This window comes from Enterobacter sp. RHBSTW-00975 (assembly GCF_013615235.1).
Classification (GTDB): domain Bacteria; phylum Pseudomonadota; class Gammaproteobacteria; order Enterobacterales; family Enterobacteriaceae; genus Enterobacter; species Enterobacter ludwigii.
Map to the genome: position 1 here is coordinate 1,366,652 of NZ_CP055883.1, position 21,346 is coordinate 1,387,997.

The 21,346-nt window shown below is 55.6% G+C and carries 19 protein-coding genes; 5 read left to right on the forward strand and 14 right to left on the reverse strand.

The features are described from left to right. Positions 1-108 precede the first annotated feature (108 nt). Positions 109-519 (forward strand): YbhQ family protein, encoded by a 411-nt coding sequence (locus HV340_RS06605; protein ID WP_014169230.1) that lies wholly within the window; start codon positions 109-111, stop codon positions 517-519. On the opposite strand, the gene HV340_RS06610 is transcribed toward HV340_RS06605, so the two are convergent. From HV340_RS06610 to cecR, 5 genes are read right to left on the reverse strand one after another with little or no spacing between them, the layout of a single operon-like run. Further along, positions 481-1,587: an ABC transporter permease gene (locus tag HV340_RS06610; protein WP_014169231.1), complete on the reverse strand. Its 1,107-nt coding sequence runs from the start codon at positions 1,585-1,587 to the stop codon at positions 481-483. The two genes, HV340_RS06605 and HV340_RS06610, sit on opposite strands and share 39 nt — an antisense overlap. A 9-nt stretch (positions 1,588-1,596) precedes the next feature. After that, a complete protein-coding gene (locus tag HV340_RS06615) occupies positions 1,597-2,730 on the reverse strand; it encodes an ABC transporter permease (RefSeq protein WP_020884927.1) in 1,134 nt (377 codons plus the stop codon). After that, on the reverse strand, positions 2,720-4,459 hold the full coding sequence (locus tag HV340_RS06620; RefSeq protein ID WP_063925240.1) for an ATP-binding cassette domain-containing protein: 1,740 nt from the start codon (positions 4,457-4,459) through the stop codon (positions 2,720-2,722). The genes HV340_RS06615 and HV340_RS06620 overlap by 11 nt, the downstream gene beginning before the upstream one ends. Continuing rightward, positions 4,452-5,447 carry a secretion protein HlyD gene (gene hlyD, locus HV340_RS06625; RefSeq protein WP_059305588.1) on the reverse strand — a complete coding sequence of 332 codons (996 nt, stop codon included), beginning with the start codon at positions 5,445-5,447 and terminating at the stop codon, positions 4,452-4,454. Before hlyD ends, HV340_RS06620 begins: the two co-directional genes overlap by 8 nt. Continuing rightward, complete coding sequence (gene cecR / locus HV340_RS06630) at positions 5,444-6,121, reverse strand: transcriptional regulator CecR (protein ID WP_014169235.1); 678 nt, start codon at positions 6,119-6,121, stop codon at positions 5,444-5,446. The genes hlyD and cecR overlap by 4 nt, the downstream gene beginning before the upstream one ends. 237 nt (positions 6,122-6,358) lie before the next feature. Between cecR and rhlE the strand changes: the two genes are divergently transcribed. Together rhlE and dinG are read left to right on the forward strand one after the other, a co-directional pair. Continuing rightward, a complete protein-coding gene (gene rhlE, locus HV340_RS06635; RefSeq protein ID WP_020884924.1) occupies positions 6,359-7,747 on the forward strand; it encodes an ATP-dependent RNA helicase RhlE in 1,389 nt (462 codons plus the stop codon). 96 nt (positions 7,748-7,843) lie between these two features. Further along, on the forward strand, positions 7,844-10,021 hold the full coding sequence (gene dinG, locus HV340_RS06640; RefSeq protein WP_181216383.1) for an ATP-dependent DNA helicase DinG: 2,178 nt from the start codon (positions 7,844-7,846) through the stop codon (positions 10,019-10,021). Here dinG and HV340_RS06645 read toward each other — a convergent pair. The 5 genes from HV340_RS06645 to HV340_RS06665 form a co-directional block, all read right to left on the reverse strand. Then, the gene (locus HV340_RS06645) at positions 10,008-10,511 is read right to left on the reverse strand and encodes a fimbrial protein (RefSeq protein ID WP_025204629.1); all 504 of its coding nucleotides are present in this window, start codon (positions 10,509-10,511) and stop codon (positions 10,008-10,010) included. The genes dinG and HV340_RS06645 overlap by 14 nt on opposite strands. Positions 10,512-10,516: 5 nt before the next feature. Next, positions 10,517-11,506: a fimbrial protein gene (locus HV340_RS06650; RefSeq protein ID WP_063925239.1), complete on the reverse strand. Its 990-nt coding sequence runs from the start codon at positions 11,504-11,506 to the stop codon at positions 10,517-10,519. 22 nt (positions 11,507-11,528) lie between these two features. After that, positions 11,529-14,072, reverse strand: a complete 2,544-nt coding sequence (locus HV340_RS06655) for a fimbria/pilus outer membrane usher protein (RefSeq protein WP_181216384.1) — start codon at positions 14,070-14,072, stop codon at positions 11,529-11,531. Positions 14,073-14,098: 26 nt separating this feature from the next. Beyond that, positions 14,099-14,773 (reverse strand): molecular chaperone, encoded by a 675-nt coding sequence (locus tag HV340_RS06660; protein WP_059305587.1) that lies wholly within the window; start codon positions 14,771-14,773, stop codon positions 14,099-14,101. Between the two features lie 68 nt (positions 14,774-14,841). Further along, entirely contained in the window at positions 14,842-15,378 is a 537-nt protein-coding gene (locus HV340_RS06665) for a fimbrial protein (RefSeq protein WP_063925238.1), read from the reverse strand. Between the two features lie 256 nt (positions 15,379-15,634). On the opposite strand from HV340_RS06665, the gene ybiB reads away from it, so the two are divergent. Next, positions 15,635-16,597 carry a DNA-binding protein YbiB gene (gene ybiB, locus HV340_RS06670; protein ID WP_040016981.1) on the forward strand — a complete coding sequence of 321 codons (963 nt, stop codon included), beginning with the start codon at positions 15,635-15,637 and terminating at the stop codon, positions 16,595-16,597. A 115-nt stretch (positions 16,598-16,712) separates the two neighbouring features. Here ybiB and ybiJ read toward each other — a convergent pair whose 3' ends face one another. The 3 genes from ybiJ to mcbA form a co-directional block, all read right to left on the reverse strand. Next, complete coding sequence (ybiJ, locus tag HV340_RS06675) at positions 16,713-16,973, reverse strand: DUF1471 family protein YbiJ (RefSeq protein ID WP_020884917.1); 261 nt, start codon at positions 16,971-16,973, stop codon at positions 16,713-16,715. A gap of 285 nt (positions 16,974-17,258) precedes the next feature. Then, entirely contained in the window at positions 17,259-17,525 is a 267-nt protein-coding gene (locus HV340_RS06680) for a DksA/TraR family C4-type zinc finger protein (RefSeq protein WP_014169247.1), read from the reverse strand. Between the two features lie 117 nt (positions 17,526-17,642). Then, positions 17,643-17,909: a DUF1471 family periplasmic protein McbA gene (mcbA, locus tag HV340_RS06685; RefSeq protein WP_032677729.1), complete on the reverse strand. Its 267-nt coding sequence runs from the start codon at positions 17,907-17,909 to the stop codon at positions 17,643-17,645. Positions 17,910-18,152: 243 nt separating this feature from the next. On the opposite strand from mcbA, the gene rlmF reads away from it, so the two are divergent. Beyond that, entirely contained in the window at positions 18,153-19,064 is a 912-nt protein-coding gene (rlmF, locus tag HV340_RS06690; RefSeq protein WP_044866819.1) for a 23S rRNA (adenine(1618)-N(6))-methyltransferase RlmF, read from the forward strand. A gap of 46 nt (positions 19,065-19,110) precedes the next feature. Here rlmF and ybiO read toward each other — a convergent pair whose 3' ends face one another. Then, entirely contained in the window at positions 19,111-21,321 is a 2,211-nt protein-coding gene (gene ybiO / locus HV340_RS06695) for a mechanosensitive channel protein (RefSeq protein WP_063925236.1), read from the reverse strand. Positions 21,322-21,346 lie beyond the last annotated feature (25 nt).

Consider the following 21,346-nt stretch of genomic DNA (forward strand, 5'->3'; position numbering starts at 1 on the left):
GATGAAAATAAAGTGTAGTAGGCGTCACAAAAAGATGCGGTGTTACGGAATTTTCCGTAAAGTGCGGTAGTCTGATTAAGCAGAGAAAAATCCTTCAGGAGAGAAGCCATGAAGTGGCAACAACGCGTTCGTGTCGCAACTGGCCTGAGTTGCTGGCAGATAATGTTGCATTTACTGGTCGTGGCCGTACTGGTGATGGGCTGGATGAGCGGCACGCTGGTGCGGGTCGGCTTAGGGCTATGCGTCCTCTATGGCGTCACCGTACTGTCGATGCTGTTTTTACAGCGCCACCACGAAGCACGCTGGCGTGAGGTGGGTGATGTGCTCGAAGAGCTCACCACCACCTGGTACTTTGGTGCGGCGATGATTGTGCTTTGGTTGCTGTCGCGTGTGCTGCAAAACAACCTGCTGCTGGCCCTGGCCGGTCTGGCAATCCTCGCAGGGCCTGCCGTGGTCTCGTTACTGACCAAAGAGAAAAAGCTACGCGATGTTTCGTCTAAACATCACGTACGCCACTGAGCCCGTCGTGGCCGCTATAATCAGTAGCGGCCACAAACTTCCCCAGACAATGTCCAGACTCGCATCCTTCAGATAGATCTGCTTGGTGATATCCGTGAAGTGCCGAATCGGGTTTATCCACGTCAAATCCTGTAACCATACCGGCATGTTCTCGACGGGCGAGACGTAGCCCGAAAGCAAAATCGCCGGCATCATAAAGACGAACACGCCAATAAATGCCTGCTGCTGGGTAGAGCAGAGCGCGGAAATCAGCAGTCCAAACCCGACCAGCGACAGCCCGTAAATCACCATGGTGAAGTAGAACAGCGCCAGCGAACCGGCGAACGGGATCTGGTAGGCCCATATTCCCACGCCCAGCACGATGGTGGCCTGGAAGGTCGCGACAATCAGCGCCGGAACCGCTTTGCCGACGAAAATTTGCCATGTTGCGAGCGGGGAAACCAGCAGCTGATCGAGCGTCCCCTGTTCGCGCTCACGGGCGACGGAGAGCGACGTTACGATCATCACTCCGATAGTGGTGATCATGGCAATCAGCGATGGCACCACGAACCATTTGTAATCCAGATTCGGGTTATACCAGTTGCGCACCACCAGCTCGCTGTTGTTAGGTTTCGGTTTCCCGTCCATCAACTCCTGTTGGTAATCTTTCACCACCTGCTGAAGATAGTTGGCTGCAATCTGGGCGCTGTTGGAGTTGCGCCCGTCGAGGATTAACTGCATTGGTGCCGTCTGGAAGGTATCCAGGTTGCGGGAAAAATCGGCCGGAAAACGCACCAGCAATAACGCTTTTTGCGTATCGATGGTGGGCTGGATCTCCTGCGGGCTTTTCAGCAGCAGGATGTGGGTAAAAGCCTTCGCCCGGGCGAAACGCTGCGTCAATTCGACGGAATGTTTGCCATTATCTTCGTTGTAGATAGCAATGGTGGCGTTAGTCACCTCCAGCGTGGCGGCAAACGGGAAGAGCAACACCTGAAGCAACACCGGTAATACCAGAATGGCGCGCGTCTGCGGCTCGCGCAGCAGCGACTGCAGCTCTTTGCGTATCAATGTCCATAAACGGTGAAACATGTTCGCTCCTTAATCCAGACGCCGTTTGGTCTTTATCCACGTCAGCCCAATAAACATCGTCGCCGATGCCAGCAAAAACAGCGTGTTGATGATCAACACCACCGGAATATTCCCCGCCAGGAACAGGCTTTGCAGCGTACTCACGAAGTAGCGCGCCGGAATAATGTAGGTCACGGCACGGATCACGGCGGGCATGCTGTCTATCTGGAAAATAAACCCGGACAGCATAATCGACGGTAAAAAGGCGGCGTTCAGGGCCACCTGCGCGGCGTTGAACTGATTACGGGTGATGGTGGAGATAAGCAGCCCCATCCCGAGGGTGCTCAGTAAAAACAGACTGGTGATAAAGAACAGCACCACCAGCGATCCGCGGTACGGCACGCCGAGGATAAACACCGAGACCAGCATGCAGAGCAGCATCGCCAGCATGCCGAGGAAGTAGTAGGGGATAAGCTTACAGAGCAGCAGTTCAACCCGTGTGACCTCGGTAGACAGCAGCGCCTCCATGGTGCCGCGTTCCCACTCGCGGGCAATCACCAGCGAGGTCAAAATGGCGCCAATAACCGTCATGATGATGGTCACCGCACCCGGGATAATAAAATGCTGGCTAATGGCCGCAGGGTTAAACCAGTAGCGCGTCTGCACGTCGATCAGCGGTTCGAAGGTTTCCCCGCGATCTTCGGCGCGCTGCATTTGCCACAGCTGCCAGATACCCTCCACATAGCCTTGTACAAAGTTCGCGGTGTTTGGCTCGCTGCCGTCGGTGATCACCTGCACCGGCGCACTGGCATCGGTGCGCGCCATATTGGCGGCAAAATCCACCGGGATCACCACCAGCCCGCGTATCTTCCCGGCCTGCATCATCTGGATTAGCGCCTGCCGGTTGTCGCTGATGGTGGCGTCAATGTAAGGGGAGCCGGTCATGGTGTGGGTGAAATCAAGCGCCTCTTCGCTCTGCTGCTCCAGCAAAATCCCGACCCGCAGTTTGCTGGAGTCAAGGTTGATCCCGTAGCCAAAGATAAAGAGCAGCAGCAGGGGGATCACCACAGCGATCAGCCAGCTGCTGGGGTCACGCACGATCTGGCGCGTCTCTTTGATACACAACGCACGCACCCTGCGCCACGAAATGGCGTTATTGCGCATGGGCATTCTCCTTATCCCAGTCGTGGATGAGGGTAATAAACGCCTGTTCCATGGTCGGGTCCGGCACCTCGTCATCGGCGGCCTGTTCTTTCAGGTCGTCCGGCGTACCGTGGGCAATCAGCTTGCCGCGATACACCAGCCCGATGCGGTCGCAGTATTCCGCCTCATCCATAAAGTGGGTGGTTACCATGACCGTGACCCCTTTCTCCACCATGCTGTTAATATGCAGCCAGAACTCGCGGCGGGTGAGGGGGTCAACGCCGGAGGTCGGCTCATCGAGAAACAGGATATCGGGCTCATGCATTAATGAGCAGGCCAGCGCCAGCCGCTGCTTGAAACCGAGCGGCAGTTCGTCGGTGGCATGGGAAGCAATGCCCGTCAGGCCAAAGGCCTCGCTCATGCGGTGGATTTTCTCGTTCTGCGCGCGGCCCCGCAGGCCGTACACGCCGGAGAAAAAGCGCAGGTTCTGCTCGACCGTCAGGTTGCCATACAGCGAGAATTTTTGCGCCATATAGCCCAGATGCTGACGCGCCTTGCCGGAGCTGACCTTCAGGTCCATGTCGAGCACCAGCGCTTTCCCCGAGGTCGGTACCAGCAGGCCGCACATCATCTTAAAAGTGGTCGATTTCCCGGCGCCGTTTGGCCCGAGCAGGCCAAAAATCTCACCGCGTTTCACCGCGAAATTGACGTTATCGGTGGCGGCGAAATCCCCAAACTTTTTGGTGAGGGATTTGGCTTCAATCACCGTTTCACCCGGCGTGCCTTCAACCGTGTGCAGGATCGCGGCGAGGGGGGATTCTGATGTCCCTGCGCCGCCGAGCAGATCGATAAACGCATCTTCAAAGCGTGGCGCGGTCTCATCTATCTCAATTTCAGGCATTCCCGGAGCACGGCGTATATCGTCCGCGGTCGCCTCTTTCGTGAGGATCACGCGCACCGAACGGCCCTGAATCATTCCATCGCTGACCTGAGGTAGCTTTAGCACCCGCTGCAGCAGCTGACGGTTGGAGGCCTGGGCGCTGTGCAACAGGAAGCTGCGACCAGCCATGCTCTGCGTCAGCGTGGTCGGCTCTCCCTGATAAAGCAGCTCACCTTCGTTCATCAGCAGAACGTCACGGCACTGTTCCGCTTCATCAAGGTACGAGGTGCTCCAGAGGATCAGCATCCCATCGCCGGCTAACTCATGCACCATCTGCCACAGCTCGCGGCGCGAAATCGGGTCGACGCCCACGCCGGGTTCATCGAGCAAGAGAACCTTCGGCTCGCCCACCAGCGTACAGGCCAGCCCCAGCTTCTGTTTCATCCCGCCGGAGAGCTTGCCCGCCAGCCGGTCGGTGAAGGGGCCAAGTGAGGTAAATTCCAGCAAACGGGCAAAGGTCTTCTGACGGGTTTCGCCAGTGACGCTGCGCAGGTCAGCATACAGATTGAGGTTTTCCATCACCGTCAGGTCTTCATACAGACCAAACTTCTGCGGCATATAGCCCAGCATGGCATGGAGCGCGCCATCGTCTTTAATCGGGTCGAGTCCGAGCACGCTGGCGGTTCCTTCATCGGGCTTTAACAAACCCGCCAGCATCCGCATCAGCGTCGTTTTGCCTGCGCCGTCCGGGCCAACCAGCCCGGTCACATAGCCTTTCTGAATGGTACAGTTCAGCGGGGCGACGGCAGGTTTTTCCATTCCCGCGAAGCGTTTGACCAGATTGTTGAGCTGAATAACCGCGTCATTCATGTCGTTCCCCGTCGCTGACTTTTACGGTGACAGGCATGCCCTGACGCAGCGCGTCGTCGGCATCGGTCACGATGATGCGCAGGCGATAAACCAGGTCGGTACGCAGATCCGGCGTTTCAACCGTTTTGGGGGTGAATTCAGCCGTCGGTGACACAAAGCCAACTTTGCCACGATACGGTTTATCCGGCCGACCGTCGGTGTAGAGCAGCAGCTCGCGGCCCGGCTGCATCTGGCCGAGGTTAGGCTCATCAATGTAGGCGCGCACCCATACCGGACGCGTCAGAGAAAGCGTCAGGACGGTGCTCCCCGCGCTTAACATGCTGCCCGGCTCCACGGCGCGGGTCATCAGCGTGCCGTCAGACGGGGCAATGAGCGTGGTGTCGTGCAGATCCAGTTCCGCCTGCGCCAGCTGCGCCTGCGCCTGTTCCAGGCTGGCTTTTGCCTGCGCGATGTCCTGCGGGCGGTTACCGGTGTGGTACTGGCTTAATTTATCCTGGGCGGATTTCAGCGTCGCCTGGGCCTGGTCGCGGGAGGAGCGGGCGTTTTCCAGGTCGTTGGCAGAAATGGTGCGGCTTTTCCACAGCCCCTGCTGACGGGCATAGAAGTTTTGCGCGTAGTCATAGGCGGCCTGCGCCTGTTTGACCGCGGCGGCGGCCTGAGCAATCTCTTCGTCACGGTAGCCGGCCAGCATCAGGTCATATTGCGCCTGCGCCACGGAAACGCCTGCTTTCGCCTGCATCAGCGCGTTCTCGTACGGGGCCTTGTCGAGCATCCCCAGCATCTGACCGGTTTTGATGGTATCGCCTTCATCAACGGTGAGGGAGGCCAGGCGCCCCCCGACGCGGAAACTCATATTCACGGTGCGAATATCGACGTTACCGTACAGCGTCAGGCCTCTGTCCTGGTGACTTTGATACCACAGCCAGCCGCCGATACCTGCGGCAAGCAGAACAACGACCACCAGAATGATGGCGACAGGTTTTTTCATGACTTCAGGCTCCTTTGCGTTAAGCCTTGCAGGATCAGATCGAGATGACAGGTGATGACCTGGCTAATCTGCGCGGCTTTATCCTCATCAAATTGTGTCCAGCCGGTGCGTAACAGGATCGTTTCGCGCCCAAGACGGAAGGCGAGAATTTCACCCAGCAGGGCGTGGGTATGCAAAATAGTCTCGGTATCGTCGGCGTCTCGTCCGGTATAGGCCGCGATCAGCCGGGTCAGGTGCGTATGCATAGGGGCAATCACCTGATCGTGCACTCGCTGGTAAGCCGCCGTAGGGGAGAGCTGCTCACGGGAGATGAACTTACTCAGGCTCAGCGTCTCGTCGTGGGTCAGCAGGCGAATCATATTGTCGCAGGCGCTGATAATCAGCTGCCTGATGGCGGCGCGATCCGGCGACGGCTGGCTCAATAGCCCGCTGGCCTCTTCAACGTGTGGCCGAAAATGGTTACCGATAAAGTCGGCGATCCACTGGGCACAGGCGAGGTACAAATCCTCTTTTGAGCCAAAATAGTAGGTAATGGCCGCAATGTTTTGCCCGGCCTGCGCCGCGATGTCCCGCGTGGTGGCATGCAGACCATATTCGCCAAACTGCGCCAGCGCGGCGGCAATAAGCTGATTTTTGGCCTGTTCACCTTTCGATGTCGTTGGGGTCGTATTCATGGCGGTTTTAAAAATTAATCAATCGATTGATTAACATTATGCCCGGTTGCCCATTTTGTCCAGTGACCACACGGCGGGAAATCTTTCGTCAACGCAGCGCCGCGGGATATTTTATGCGCCACGTCACAAAACCTGCTACACTCCGCTGCTTCACGACATTGTGGTTTTTGTCCTTCCCTATTCGTTATATCTCCCTGAAAACTACACCTGTGATGGTCGGGGCGGTTCGGAGTTTTTATGTCTTTTGATTCCCTTGGCCTGAACCCTGAAATTTTGCGCGCTATCGCAGAGCAGGGCTACGTCGAGCCAACCCCAATCCAGCAGCAGGCTATTCCGGCCGTTCTGCAGGGCCGCGACCTGATGGCCAGCGCCCAGACCGGTACCGGTAAGACTGCGGGTTTTACCCTGCCGCTGTTAGAGCTGCTGGTAAAAAATCAGCCGCACGCCAAAGGACGTCGTCCGGTGCGTGCCCTGATCCTCACCCCAACGCGTGAGCTGGCGGCCCAGATTGGTGAGAACGTGCGTGAGTACAGCCGCTATCTCAACATTCGCTCGCTGGTGGTTTTCGGTGGAGTAAGCATTAACCCGCAGATGATGAAGCTGCGCGGTGGCGTGGACGTGCTGGTGGCAACGCCGGGTCGTCTGCTGGATCTTGAGCACCAGAATGCCCTGAAGCTTGATAGCATCGAAATCCTGGTGCTGGACGAAGCTGACCGCATGCTGGATATGGGCTTTATCCACGACATTCGTCGCGTGCTGGCTAAGCTGCCACCGCGTCGTCAGAACCTGCTGTTCTCTGCCACCTTCTCTGATGAGATCAAGGCGCTGGCGGAAAAACTGCTGCATAACCCGCTGGAAGTGGAAGTGGCGCGCCGCAACACCGCCTCTGAGCAAATTACCCAGCACGTGCACTTCGTTGATAAAAAGCGTAAGCGGGAACTGCTCTCCCATATGATTGGTCAGGGCAACTGGCAGCAGGTGCTGGTCTTTACCCGTACCAAGCACGGCGCTAACCATCTGGCGGAACAGCTGAATAAAGACGGTATCCGCAGCGCGGCGATCCACGGTAACAAAAGCCAGGGGGCACGTACCCGCGCGCTGGCTGAATTTAAATCCGGTGACATTCGCGTCCTGGTTGCCACCGACATTGCTGCCCGCGGTCTGGATATTGAAGAGCTGCCGCACGTCGTCAACTACGAGCTGCCAAACGTACCGGAAGACTATGTTCACCGTATCGGTCGTACCGGTCGTGCGGCGGCAACCGGTGAAGCGCTCTCGCTGGTGTGTGTGGATGAACACAAACTGCTGCGTGATATCGAACGTCTTCTGAGAAAAGAGATCCCGCGTATCGAAACCCCGGGCTATGACGTGGACCCGTCCATCAAGGCGGAGCCTATTCAGAATGGCCGTCAGGGCGGCGGCGGTGGTCGTGGTCAGGGGGGCGGGGGGCGCAGTCAGCAGCCGCGTCGTTCTGAAGGCGGTGCACCGAAAGCCGCGGGCAAACCTCCGCGTCGTAATACAGAGGCTAAGCCAGGCGGTGAAAGCCCATGGCGTAGCGGCGAGGGGAAACCGGCAGGGGAAGGGCAGCGCCGACGCCGCCCGCGTAAACCTGCTAACCCGCAGTAATCTGGAAGCCCGGTCGTAAAGCCGGGCTTTTCTTTTGCGGCAGCGGAAAGAAAGTGCCACAATAGTGGCTGTTTATACAGTATTTCAGGTCCTCCGATGGCTTTAACCGCGGCGCTCAAAGCGCAAATTGGCGCCTGGTATAAGGCGCTACAACAGCAGATCCCCGATTTTATCCCCCGAGCGCCTCAGCGGCAGATGATTGCTGATGTGGCAAAAACGCTCTCCGGGGACGACGGACGACATCTGGCGATTGAAGCCCCGACGGGTGTCGGGAAAACCCTTTCGTATTTAATCCCGGGCATTGCCATTGCGCGGGAAGAGCAAAAAACGCTGGTGGTCAGCACCGCTAACGTGGCCCTGCAGGATCAAATCTTCAGTAAAGACCTGCCGCTGCTGCGCAAAATCATCCCTGAACTGCGATTTACAGCCGCCTTTGGCCGTGGGCGTTATGTGTGTCCGCGCAATCTCGCGGCTCTCGCCAGCAGTGAGCCCTCTCAGCAGGATCTGCTGGCCTTCCTGGATGATGAACTGACGCCGAACAACAAAGCGGAACAGGAGCAGTGCGCGAAGCTAAAAACCGAGCTCGACAGCTACAAGTGGGACGGCCTTCGCGATCACACCAGCCATGCCATCAGCGATGATTTGTGGCGCAGGCTCAGCACCGATAAAGCCAGTTGCCTTAACCGCAATTGCCACTACTACCGCGAGTGCCCGTTCTTTGTCGCACGGCGGGAGATTCAGGAAGCGGAGGTGGTTGTCGCTAACCACGCGCTGGTCATGGCCGCGCTGGAGAGTGAGGCCGTCCTGCCGGAGCCCAAAAACCTGCTGCTGGTGCTCGATGAAGGCCACCATTTGCCGGATGTGGCGCGGGATGCGCTGGAGATGAGCGCCGAAATCACCGCGCCGTCGTTCCGCCTGCAGCTGGATCTGTTCTGCAAGCTGGTGGCGACCTGCATGGAGCAGTTCCGCCCGAAAACCACGCCGCCGCTGGCGGTGCCCGAGCGGCTGAGCGAACATTGCGAAGCGGTCTACAGCCTTATTGCTTCCCTGAATAACATTCTCAATCTTTATCTCCCGGCGACCCAGGAAGCAGAGCACCGCTTTGCGATGGGAGAGCTGCCCGACGAGGTGATGGAGATCTGCCAGCAGCTGGCGAAGCACCTTGAAAAGCTGCGCGGGCTGGCGGAGATGTTCTTAAACGATCTCAGTGAGAAAACCGGTACCCACGACGTGGTGCGTTTGCACCGCATTCTGCTGCAGATGAACCGTGCGTTGGGCATGTTCGAAGCCCAGAGCAAGCTCTGGCGTCTGGCCTCGATGGCGCAGGCGTCCGGTGCGCCGGTCACCAAATGGGCAACCCGTGACGTGAAAGACGGGCAGGCGCACCTGTTTTTCCACTGCGTGGGGATTCGTGTTGCCGATCAGCTGGAAAAGCTTATCTGGCGCAGCGTGCCGCACGTGGTAGTGACTTCCGCGACGTTACGTTCCCTGAACAGTTTCTCCCGTTTACAAGAGATGAGCGGGCTGAAAGAGAAAGCCGGCGACCGTTTTGTGGCGCTGGATTCGCCGTTTAACCACTGTGAACAGGGCAAGCTGGTCATTCCGCGCATGAAGTATGAGCCGCTTATCGACAACGAAGAACAGCACATTGCCGAAATGGCAGCGTATTTCCGCGAGCAGCTGGAGAGTGAAAAATATCCCGGCATGCTGGTCCTGTTTGCCAGTGGAAGGGCGATGCAGCGTTTTCTGGAGCACGTTACCGACCTGCGATTGCTGTTGCTGGTGCAGGGCGATCAGCCCCGCTACCGGCTGGTAGAGCTGCACCGCAAACGCATTGATAACGGGGAACGTAGCGTGCTGATCGGGCTGCAGTCATTCGCGGAGGGGCTGGATCTGAAGGGGGATTACCTGACGCAGGTGCATATCCATAAAATCGCCTTCCCGCCCATCGACAGCCCGGTCGTCATCACCGAAGGTGAATGGCTCAAAAGCCTCAATCGCTATCCGTTCGAGGTCCAAAGCTTACCTGCGGCGTCGTTTAATCTGATTCAGCAGGTGGGGCGTCTGATCCGTAGCCACAGCTGCTGGGGAGAGGTGGTGATTTATGACAAACGTCTGCTCACCAAAAATTACGGCCAGCGGTTACTCAACGCTCTGCCTGTTTTCCCGATTGAACAGCCAGACGTGCCCGATGTTAAAAAACGTCCGGCAAAACCTGCCGCCGGACGGCGTAAAAGCATCCGTACGAAGGGGCGCGGGCCTACTGGTAAGTAAAAGTCACCTGGACCACACTGTTAAACGTTCCGGCGGTGACGGGCAATGCGCTTGCATAATAGCGGGCAGCCAGAGGAAACGTTGCCGTGTGGTCCGCTGAGTTAACCGGAACGTTAAAGGCTGCCTGCGGGGCAATGAGTATATTGTCCTGGCGGTCTGCCAGTTCCAGAGCCAACCCTTTCGCACTGCCGATATTGGCGAATTTTGTCGGGTGCGTACTGTCGGCCTGACCATAGAAAAAGGCGGTCGCCAGCGCAAGTGTGGGAGGGCAATGCGAGACCGAGAGCGTAAAGTCTTTCCACGCGCCGGTATCGCCCACATTTTTAAAATCCCCTGATACCGCCTGGCCTAAATCCACCGTCAGGTTGCGGCTGGCGCTGTCAATAATGCAGGTGTTGGCGTAAATATTGCCTGTCATCTGGATCTGAATATCGTCCGCCTGTGCCCGGGCAATCAAGCCGAGAATCAGGATCGCAAGTGTCTTTTTCATGTTGGTCACTTATAAGCCAGAGTGATAGTCGCCACGGTATTGGCCGGCCCCGGTGTCACCACGTTGCTGATTTGTTCGTAACGAACCTCGAACGGTATTCGCAGGGTTTCGTTGGCGATGGCCTGGCTTCGGGTGCTGACATAGGTGTCAAAGGTGGCGAGATGGTCATCAAAGAGCATTCTCACGCCCACGCCGGTTGCCATGCCGTTCTGCTGAGTCAATTTGATCACCCCTTCGAATGCCGTTTCGTAGCCGTTTGCGCTGGTCACCTTTAGCTCAGGCTGGACGGTGCTGTCGCAATTAATCGTGACGTCAAAGTTTTGTGCAGGGCTGGATAGCAACCCGATACTGATAAAATCACTGACGGGAAAATCGCCCAGGTTCACGGTGAGATTTTTAGGCAGGACAGAGCAGGTAACCGTTTCGAGATTCACATTGCCCGCATAGGAAATCGTATTAGGATCGCTGATGCCTTCATGCTGATAAACCCCGACACCAAATTTAGACTCCGCCTGAGAAAGCGAACCTGATTTGACCGTATTGCTCGTTTTCACCAGTTCCAGCGTGACATTAAAGTTAAAGGCCTCAGAAATGTCGTTGGAGACATAGCCCAGCGGCGTGCCGCTTGAATTACAGTAAATTCCCCCGGCACCGGTAATTCGCTGGCCTTTGTCATTCATCAGCGCTACGCCAATTCCTTCCAGCCCTGATTCATACACCCCAGAAAGACCGGGGATCTCCAGACCTGCGCCGTAATAGCACGCAACAATCGGAAGCCCGAAGTCAGAAGGGTTATAGCAGTTGCCCGCCACGTGAACGGTCTGCTCGGTGCCCGGAATGGTGGCACCTACCGGCAACGTGCTTGAGACGGATACGGAGGCCACATTAATCTGTTTTGGCAGGTCGGATGAGGTACAGAGCGCGTTAGCATGTGGCATAAATAACGCGGCGGTTCCCAGGACCAGGAAGAAAAAGCACTGTTTAATCATTTGCATAATGGTTTGCCTGAACGGTGAATCAGTGGCACTGCGCAGCAGCGTTAAGGATGTTGGTTTTCTTTGTCACATCCGTAAGGACGTAGTCGGCCTCGCAGTGCTCGCTCGCATCCTGTCCCCAGGTGACGGCGAGATGCCCTTGCTTTGGCAGGCCGGAGAGATAGGTCTGGCCGTCATTGCCGACAATAAATTCGCTGTCCTTATCCTCCGTTGTTACCGTCGCACCGAAGGGCAGCGGTTTACCGTTGTGCGTCAGCGTCATCAGGACGCGGCTGCCCACGCGGGTATTAAAGCTGGCGCGCACCACGGCCCCGCGCGTCGGGGTAACAACGTACGCCGCGTGCGTCACGTCGGCCTCGTCGGGCAGGGTTTCGGTATCCAGCGCAATGGTATTGTGGCGATAAGGGGTAACAAACGGCACGACGGTATAGCCGCGGAAGTCGGTCTCAACGCCCGTCTGATTGGCGATATGGGTACCGTGTGTTCCCGGTGCTTTCACCAGCGCAATGGTCTCTCCGAGCGGCTGGCTCAGGGTTATCCCGTTGGCGTGCACGATCGCGCCACCCTGCAGCCCGACGTTTACGGTTTGCTGGTATTTATCCTGGCTTACCCCGCCGCTCACTTCGCCATAGGTCGCTTTATAATCGGCGTTCATGCTGGTGGAGTTTCCGCTACCGGTGCTGCTCAGCCCCTCCTGAATATTCCAGTTCAGGTTGTCTCCCTTCAGCGCGGTACCGTTAAGGCCGATGTTCTGCGTCGTACCGTCTTTGGTGTTGTTGAGGTTGTAGGTGGCCCAGGTGTTATGCATCCAGCGATCCAGTGGAACGGAGACGTTTAACGAGAACTGGTTGTCGTTCATCACATCCTCACCGTTCGTATCGCTGTCCTGGGTGTTTTTGTTCATGCTGTAGCTCAGGCTGTAGCTGACGCCGTGCCAGCTGTTGTTGTAGCTGACGCTCATGGAGGTCATATCCTGGCTCTGGCTCCAGTAGGTCTCTTTGACCAGGCTCAGGGTGACAGAGCCCCAGCCCGCGGGCAGCGTCTGGTCGACGGTGGCTTCCGTTCGGGCATGTCGCTGCTGCGGCGCAGACCCGTTGTCTGAACGGGTGTAAGACTCCATCGTGTCTTCCAGGGTGTAAAACCCTTTGCTGTTGTAGCGATAGCCCGCCAGGGAGAAGTGAGTGCCCGAGGCGACAAAATCTTTGCTGTAGCGAACGCGCCAGGAGCGGCCTTTGCTGGCCTGCTGCTTTTTCAGCAGCGCTTTGGCGCGGGTGACATCAAGGGAGAAAGCACCCAAATCGCCCAGGTTTTTCCCGACGCCCAGCGCCCGGGACTGATAATGGCGACTCTGCTGCGCACCACCGTAGGCGGTGAAACCCAATGGCATGCCGTAGATGGCGCTGCCCTCGGCAAACGGGGTTTGTTCGACGTCCTTGTCGTAAGACCGGTAACGCCCGGCGGTCACGCTGTAGCGGAGATTCTTTTCACGCTGCAGGACCGGGACCGAGGCGTAAGGCACGACAAAGTGACTTTCGCTGCCGTCGGTCTCTTTCACGGTGACCTGCAGATCGCCGCTGCTGCCGGTGGGATAGAGATCGTTAATTTCAAACGCACCGGGTGCAACCGTGTTCTGATAAATGACGTAACCGTTCTGACGAACCATCACCAGCGCATTGCTGTGGGCAGTGCCGCGAATAATCGGCGCATAGCCTTTTTCACTGTCCGGGAGCATGTCGGTATCGGATTTCAGCTCAACCCCGGTATAGGGCACGCTGTCGAAAACGTCCGACGGGGAGGTGCTTTGCCCGACGGTCATATCGCTTTTCATCGCCACGATATCGCGTTGAGCATAGGTGTAGACGGAGGAGAACCTGTGCTCTTCCTCGTTGCCCGTTGTGCTGCGATTCCACGTGGAATAATTGCGTATGCGCCAGGCGCCCACATTGAGGCCCGGGCGCAGGTTAACGTACTGGCTGCTGTTATCCTGCTCTCCCTGTACACGGGCATGGCTCTGGCTGGCGGTGGCGCTGTAGTTCAGCAGACCTGCGGTGATCCCTTCGTCGAACGTTTTCGGGTCGATATACCCGCGCGGGACCTGGCCCAGCGCCGTTTGTGGAATACTGAGCAACAGTTGCTGATGACGAACCTGAAACGTTGCGGATGCCGCGGGAATGGCGTTTATATCGGCGCACTGGCCTTTAGCCATCAGCGCGGGATACTGCCGGGTTTTGATCCCAAGGTTTTTTAGCTCATCCAGGCTAAAGCAGGGTTGAAGAGAATGATTGCCCTGAGCGTCTTTTATTAATTTGAACGTGACATCACGGGTATCAATTTTATTATTGTTGATGAAAATATTGACCTGATATTTCCCGGGGGCTTGTCCCGGTCCTTTTTCATAAACAGACAGGTCGGTTTTCCCCTGTTGAGGATTATCAATATCCAGTAATGCCGGGTTGAAATAATCATCAGCCATAACCTGCTGCGCAAAGATCGCCAGTGCCAGGCCACATAAAATGACCAGCATTGAAGAAAGGCGATGGATGAACGGCTTTTTATGGCTGTACATGATGATATTAATAGCCTGAGTGGGTGTTAATGAACGGATGCCGACCAGGTCTGACTGATGCTGCCGTAATCAGTAATAACGGAGTAGGTGACGGTCGACCCGCTGGCATTATCGGGTAAGGCAAAGTGCGTTTCCGTTTTGGGGACTGCCCAGGTGGCTTTATCCACTTTATGGCCGTTAAGCATCACCGTCTGGAAATTCATATAGAAAGGCGTCGGGTTATTCACAACCAGGTCGTGACCTTCACGATGCCACTGAAGCTTGTCCGCCACAGCCTCGGGTTTGCCAGTTATTGCTGACGGGCGATACAACAATTTAATGCGTGTATTAATGGCAATCTGCAGGGTATTTACCCCTTCGACGTGCTTTGACGAGGGAATAGCTTTGATATTAAGCCAGTAGAGAGACTCACGATCCTCGGGCAAATTTCCGCCGGTACGCACGACACGCAGGACGTTATCCTCTTTTGCATCGAGACGAAACAGCGGTGGGGTGATCAGGAAGGGGGCTTTAGCCGGGTTTTTACCGCCAGAATCAACCCAGGACTGTACCAGATAATCCGTGGCATCTGGGTTTGAAAGACCCAGAGACGACTCCTTTTTGTCGCCCTGATAGACCAGGCGTGTGCCATTAATAACGACACCGGCATGGGAAGTGGCGGCTACCAGTAAAAGAGCACTCAGTAAATAACCGTGGCGCATAAAGGTATCTCAATAAAAGAAGAGATATTAACTCTCAGAACAGAGCTAATATCTCAGGATGGATAATATCAGTTATAAATAACGGTGAAGGTCGACACGGCATTTGCCAGGCCTGCGGTGATTGCGGCCTGGGTCTGAATATAACGGGCTCCAAACTCCAGGTTATTGACCGCCGTACCGGAGGCTAACGGATATTGCTGAGAGGGCGTATACAAACTCACTGGTTGCTCAGACGCGTCCACCAGCTGAATAGCGACACCTGTTGCAGCATCTACATCCGGCGTTAATGCAAGCGTAGTGTTGTTATCCGGATCCGGCGTGCCACCGAAGTTAATGGCGGCGGAAGTCACGGTCTCCGGACAATTCTTTAATTGAATATCAAACTTCGTTAATGTGCTGGTAGATCCAGCCCCGGTAAATACCGTTTTAGACACTTTGCCTAACTGAACATTTAATGGATTACTTAACCCGTTCACTACCTGACAAGCAGAATCAATAATTTCACCGGTGAAGTTAATCTGACCTTCACCGTTTGTTGCCGCAAATGCGGATGCAGAACATCCTGCCGTTGCGGCGATAAATAAACTTATAGCAACCTTGTTCATAACAAATCCTGGTATGTTTCTGGTGAGAACGTTGCCTGGACGTTTTCACCGTTGACCTTAAATGATTTTCCGTTGGTTATTTAATCAGAAACGGGTGGGGTAAGAATCTTCAACGGCAATCACAAATAATTGAAATAGTGCTTGAGTTTCTTTTTTCGTCATAAAAACAGCAGGATGATCCGGTTCAAAAACACTAACGGCCAGACGTTCTTCAGGGCTATATTGTTAACAAGATGAAGCTGTCAGGAGAGATGTCGTGGATTATCGCAAAATTATCAAAGAGGTAGGACGAGGGAAAAATCATGCCCGCGATCTGGACCATGAAACCGCTCGTGCGCTCTATACGCATATGCTCAACGGTGACGTACCCGACCTTGAAATGGGCGGTATCCTGATAGCGCTGCGTATCAAAGGAGAAGGCGAAGCGGAGATGCGTGGCTTCTACGAAGCAATGCAGGCGCAGACCCTGCGCTTAAATGCGCCAGTGGCAAAACCGATGCCGATTGTGATCCCGAGCTATAACGGGGCACGCAAGCAGGCCAACCTGACGCCGCTGCTCGCTATTTTATTGCACAAGCTGGGCTTCCCGGTGGTGGTGCATGGCGTAAGCGAAGATCCAACCCGCGTGCTGACCGAAACGATTTTCGGCATGCTGGGTATCGAACCCACACGGCATGCCGGCCAGGCACAGGCGAAGCTTGATGGCCATCAGCCGGTTTATATCCCTGTCGGAGCACTCTGCCCCCCGCTGGAGAAGCAGCTTGATATGCGCTGGCGCATGGGCGTGCGTAACAGCGCGCATACGCTGGCGAAACTGGCTACGCCGTTTGGCGAAGACGCGGCGCTGCGTCTTTCCAGCGTCTCTCACCCGGAGTACGTGACGCGCGTGGGGAAATTCTTTGAAGACATAGGCGGCAGGGCCTTGTTGATGCACGGCACGGAAGGCGAGGTGTATGCTAACCCGCAGCGCTGCCCACAGATGATGCTGATTGATTCCGCTGGCACGCGCGCCATTCTCGAGCGAGGGGAAGAGCGTTCCGACGCGATCCTGCCTGACGCAAAAGATCCGCATACCACCGCCCACTGGATTGAGCAGTGCCTGGCCGGAAAGGTTCCGGTACCGCACGCGATCAAGTTGCAGATGGCCTGTTGCTTGCTGGCGACCGGTGAAGTTGAATCCGTAGAGGCAGGGATGGAACGCGTCGGGGAGACGTTTTAAGCCCAAAAAAAAGCCCGTCCAGTGGCGGACGGGCAAGCAAGGGTAACAACAACAGGGTCAATGAGGGTTGGAGCAGCTCACCAGAGGGTATGGCGAGGGTGGAGCATTCAGTCAATTACTTATAGATAACCGCAGTACCGCTCAGTTTGTTATTGGTGTTCGCGGAGGTGATGGTGTATCCGCTTGCACCGGCAGCAGCAGCTTTCTCAGCCAGTTTCGCTTCCAGACCGTCCAGAGTGGTCGCGCCTTCAGCACTTACCACACCGAGTTTGTTCATGCTCTGCGCCTGAGATGGAGAAACAGGTTCTGCAGCAAAAGCGCCGAAAGACAGAGCGGACAGGGCAACAGCAGCAACAGCATATTTGATGGTTTTCATAATTAATCTCTCGCAGGTGATTCTGTTAAGGGGACGATGTTCCGTCGATGTGATAAGTATCACGTTTTTTTATGCGAGAGAAAATCGAAGAGAATTGACGTGGTTGCTCAAAAAAATTGAATGACAAATAACTTATTGAATATTAATAAATTCAGAGGACGACTTTACACTTCTTGTAGCTGCGCTTTACAGAAGCGACGAGAAGGGCACATTTTGCTACGCGGTTCGCAAAAAACCGTGAGCGTAAAGGTAACCGCTTGCGCCGTTAACTTCGGTAAAGGAAAGTCAACGTAGCTGGCTGTCTTTCGATCCTCTGCGATTATATCCTGAGTGTGCGCTATTTTTCGAATCTTTCTCCTGCTGGCAGGCGATGCATAACCGTACACCCGGTATGGCTTTGCGCCGCGCTTCCGGGATCACTTCTCCGCACTCTTCACATTCATAGAGACTTTCACCGCGCGGAATTTCACCGCGAGCGCGCGCAACCGCATCTTCAATTGTACTGTTGATTTGTTCGTTAACGGCGTCATCATTCGCCCAACCGGAAGCCATGGTTTACTCCTGGGATCTGTTAAGCCCTGTTTTTACTATGGGGTGAAAAAACGTGCAGTCAAGGCAGAGAGGAACTGCATCTGTCAGGCAGATGCAGTTTGTTTATAGAAAGAGACCTTATTTATAAATGGTCGCCGTGCCATACATATGGTTATCCCCGCCCGCGGCGTTAACCACGAAACCTTTAGCCCCTTCCTGGCGGGCTTTTTCGGCGAGTTTATTCTGGAGATCGTCAAGGTTACTTGCGCGGCTTACCGAGACGGTGCCCGCAGGCTTGAGCTGGCTGGTATCTGTATTGTCGGTCAATGACTGTACCGCCATGGCAGAGAATGACGCGGTAGCCAGTGCACCCGCGAGAACAACAAGGGTCAGGTATTTTTTCATAATCACATCCTCATGAGGAAACAACAGGTGATTCCCTTTAAGTTTAGAAGCCTGGCGAGTGTGATTTAGCGCAAAAATTTGATGATGATCTGCTTATTTTTTGAACGATATAAACTGACGTTTTACTGACAGATCATAGACATAAAGGTGTTTGATTTATGACGGGTTTTTGAGCGTCGCAGAGAAATATTTACCGTTGAGCCTGCAAAGGGTATCTTACGCCGCTGTTTAAAGGAGAAAGCCATGACTTCCCAAAAGCCGGGATTGCACCCACGAAATCGCCATCGTAACCGCTATGACATGAATGCGTTGTGTCAGAGCTGTCCTTCGCTGCAGGACTACATTGTGCAGACACCTGCCGGTGAACCTTCGGTCAACTTTGCCGATCCGCAGGCGGTTAAAATGCTCAATAAAGCCCTGCTGGCACACTATTACGGTGTGGCGCACTGGGATATTCCGGAAGGCTTTCTCTGCCCACCCGTGCCGGGGCGGGCCGATTATCTCCACCATCTTGCCGATCTTCTCGCTGGCGATCGCAACGGTGTCATCCCTGAGCAAGCATCCGTGCTTGATATCGGTACCGGGGCGAACCTGATTTATCCGTTGATTGGCGTTCATGAATATCACTGGCGCTTTACCGGCAGTGAAATCGGTAATGAGGCGTTTTCCAGCGCACAGGCGATTATCAACGCCAACCCTGGGTTAAGCCGGTCTGTCCGCTTGCGTCGGCAGAAAGATGCCGCATCGATCTTCAACGGGATTATCCACAAGAACGAAAGCTACGATGCCACCCTGTGTAACCCACCGTTCCATGACTCCGCGGCCACCGCCCGTGCGGGCAGCGAGCGCAAACGCCGCAATCTCGGTCAGGCGGAAGATGCCGCGCTGAACTTTGGGGGGCAGCAACAGGAACTGTGGTGCGAGGGGGGAGAAGTGGCATTCATCCTGCGAATGATTGAGGAAAGTAAAGTATTTGGCCGTCAGGTTAAATGGTTCACGACGCTGGTATCCCGTGGGGATAACCTGCCACCCCTCTACCGTGCACTGACCGACGTGGGTGCCGTTAACGTGGTGAAAAAAGAGATGGCGCAAGGCCAGAAGCAGAGCCGCTTTATCGCCTGGTCATTTATGGACGCTAACAAGCGCAGTAAATAACCCGCAGGCAGGCCGGGTAAGGCGACGCCGTTACCCGACCCCCACGCTATAAGGTGGGCTCCTGTGGCGGTGTGGGGGACGCCGGTGAGGGTAATACCTGATAGGTCTGCACCGGCATCCGCACCGCGGCCAGGTCAAAGTGTTTTTTCACCATACTGTCGAGCGCAAAGCGCACCGTCCACTGTTTCAGTGGCTGCGTGGTGAACGACACGCGCAGGGTAAATGCCGTGTTCGTCAGGCCGACAATACCGGCAAACGACGGCTCTCCAATCACCAGCCCGCGAATATCCTCCATCGCCATCATCTCTTCCACGGCGTCCCGTAGCGCCTGTTTCGCTTTATCTGCATCTTCATGACGGTCAACGTCGTAGTTGGCCACTACCGAGCCAATGCCTCGGACAAAGTTAGCGAAGGTGGTTATCGATGACCAGGGAATTATGTGGTACGCCCCGGTGTCCTGGCGCACGCCGACGGAGCGAATGGACATGCGCTCTACCGTGCCGGTTAACGGCCCAATCGTGACCAGATCCCCGGTGTTCATCCCGTTCTCAAACTGGATAAAGACACCGGTGATTATATCCTTCACCAGGGTTTGCGAACCAAAGGAGATAGCCAGCCCCAGCGCGCCGGCACCTGCCAGCAGCGGCGCGATGTTCACGCCGATTTCCGAGAGCACAATCATGATGGTGATGGTGCTGATAATAACCGCCAGCGCATTGCGAAACAGCGTCAGCAGGGTGCGGGCACGGGCGCTGGGCAGGGGGCGGCCGTGAATGTCGGAGACCAGACGGTTCTCGATAAGGCTCGCCAGCAACGTCCAGCCAACCGCAGAGAAGAAGAGGATCAGCGCGATGCGAATTAAAATATCGACGGTCTTTTCGCCCGCGCCGTTGTGCAGCCAGTTCCAGAAGTCAAACAATCCCCATGCGTTAAGCAACAGCATAATCGCCACGCAGACGGTGAGAATGCGCGTCACTTTCAGTGATACCGAGATCCAGCCGTTGACCCTTTTTTGCAGTTCCGGATAACTGCGCTGCACCTGTGGCGAGAGGGTGAAGGTTTTCGATAGCCAGCGCGACAGCAGGCCAGAGACAAATGCCGCAATGCCAATGATGGCCAGGCTCTTGAACGTCGCCCCCATCATAAATTTCAGGCTGTTGCCCGGGTCGAACAGTGAGAAGAAGCACAACACGATAAAGTAGGCGCTCGCCAGCCAGTGCCACACTAGCGCGAAGGCGCGGATAAAGAGACTGAAAAACGACAGGGAACGATCGGCCAGATGCAGCAAGCTTTGGGTAATGGTCTTTTTGTTATGGAAGATAAGGTACAACGCCCAGACAGTAATGCAGATCATAATCAGCACATTCGCCAGGGCGCCAAACTGCACGTTGACCTGATTGGAGATGATCGGCACGGCAACCAGCAGACCGTAACCAATCAATCCACTGAGCACGCTGAGGCGCAGCGCCCAGTATCTGGCGCTCTCATCCCGAATTGAGAAGGGGCGAAGATCCGGTACGTGCGGGCAAAATATCAAACGCAGCAGCGCCTTAAAGAACTCGATCAGCGCAAAGGCGTTAAGGAAGAGCGCCTGCTGGAAAGCGATGGTTTTATTGCCGGCGTTAAGCCTGTCGGCCAGGACCTGGCCCATAAACAGCGTCAGCGCCAGCAGCAGTAAATCGATGATAAACGCCGACGCTATCATCAGCGGCAGGTGTAACCAGCTGCTTTTCTGCTGGTTCTTCTTGCGCCCCCATTGCCCCATCTTACGGTAGAGCGGCCATGCGCACAGGCGTACCAGCCAGTAAAACAGAAATACAGCGCCCGCCAGCATCAAAAACTGCGTGGCGGCTGTCGTAAACGTATGGGGATTAAACGGTTTATGGGGCGAACCAATCAGGTTGCGATAGAGCTGGGCAAAGCGCGAGGAGAGCTCGCTTCCATAGTGACGGCTCACGTCGGTGACATTTTCCAGCACCGTTTTTTGTTCTTCCACTTGCGGAGGGGTAATTGTCGGCACCGGCTCCTGCGGCGACGTGGCGGCGACTTTTCGCAACTGTCCGATTAACTCCTGCCGGGAGGTATCGTTTTCAAGCACATCGGCAAGGGCACTGTAGGCGGCTTTTTTCTGTTCAACATCCGGCTCTGGGGGCGGTGTCGTTTGCTGTGTGGCGGTCGTGCCGGTGGTGACGCCGGGGATGGAAACGGCGAACGATGGCGCACAAAACAGGCTAAGCAACAGCAAGATCCACGGCACGGCATCCTCCGGTGAAAATAATGAA

What these genes read in the sequence shown, in the direction of transcription:
- rhlE (WP_020884924.1), top strand. Translation starts at nt 6,359, where the DNA reads ATGTCTTTTGATTCCCTTGGCCTGAACCCTGAAATTTTGCGCGCTATC.
- dinG (WP_181216383.1), top strand. Translation starts at nt 7,844, where the DNA reads ATGGCTTTAACCGCGGCGCTCAAAGCGCAAATTGGCGCCTGGTATAAG.
- HV340_RS06620 (WP_063925240.1), bottom strand. Translation starts at nt 4,459, where the DNA reads ATGAATGACGCGGTTATTCAGCTCAACAATCTGGTCAAACGCTTCGCG.
- HV340_RS06605 (WP_014169230.1), top strand. Translation starts at nt 109, where the DNA reads ATGAAGTGGCAACAACGCGTTCGTGTCGCAACTGGCCTGAGTTGCTGG.
- cecR (WP_014169235.1), bottom strand. Translation starts at nt 6,121, where the DNA reads ATGAATACGACCCCAACGACATCGAAAGGTGAACAGGCCAAAAATCAG.
- mcbA (WP_032677729.1), bottom strand. Translation starts at nt 17,909, where the DNA reads ATGAAAAAATACCTGACCCTTGTTGTTCTCGCGGGTGCACTGGCTACC.
- HV340_RS06645 (WP_025204629.1), bottom strand. Translation starts at nt 10,511, where the DNA reads ATGAAAAAGACACTTGCGATCCTGATTCTCGGCTTGATTGCCCGGGCA.
- HV340_RS06655 (WP_181216384.1), bottom strand. Translation starts at nt 14,072, where the DNA reads ATGTACAGCCATAAAAAGCCGTTCATCCATCGCCTTTCTTCAATGCTG.
- HV340_RS06680 (WP_014169247.1), bottom strand. Translation starts at nt 17,525, where the DNA reads ATGGCTTCCGGTTGGGCGAATGATGACGCCGTTAACGAACAAATCAAC.
- HV340_RS06615 (WP_020884927.1), bottom strand. Translation starts at nt 2,730, where the DNA reads ATGCGCAATAACGCCATTTCGTGGCGCAGGGTGCGTGCGTTGTGTATC.
- HV340_RS06660 (WP_059305587.1), bottom strand. Translation starts at nt 14,773, where the DNA reads ATGCGCCACGGTTATTTACTGAGTGCTCTTTTACTGGTAGCCGCCACT.
- HV340_RS06610 (WP_014169231.1), bottom strand. Translation starts at nt 1,587, where the DNA reads ATGTTTCACCGTTTATGGACATTGATACGCAAAGAGCTGCAGTCGCTG.
- HV340_RS06665 (WP_063925238.1), bottom strand. Translation starts at nt 15,378, where the DNA reads ATGAACAAGGTTGCTATAAGTTTATTTATCGCCGCAACGGCAGGATGT.
- hlyD (WP_059305588.1), bottom strand. Translation starts at nt 5,447, where the DNA reads ATGAAAAAACCTGTCGCCATCATTCTGGTGGTCGTTGTTCTGCTTGCC.
- HV340_RS06650 (WP_063925239.1), bottom strand. Translation starts at nt 11,506, where the DNA reads ATGCAAATGATTAAACAGTGCTTTTTCTTCCTGGTCCTGGGAACCGCC.
- ybiJ (WP_020884917.1), bottom strand. Translation starts at nt 16,973, where the DNA reads ATGAAAACCATCAAATATGCTGTTGCTGCTGTTGCCCTGTCCGCTCTG.
- rlmF (WP_044866819.1), top strand. Translation starts at nt 18,153, where the DNA reads ATGACTTCCCAAAAGCCGGGATTGCACCCACGAAATCGCCATCGTAAC.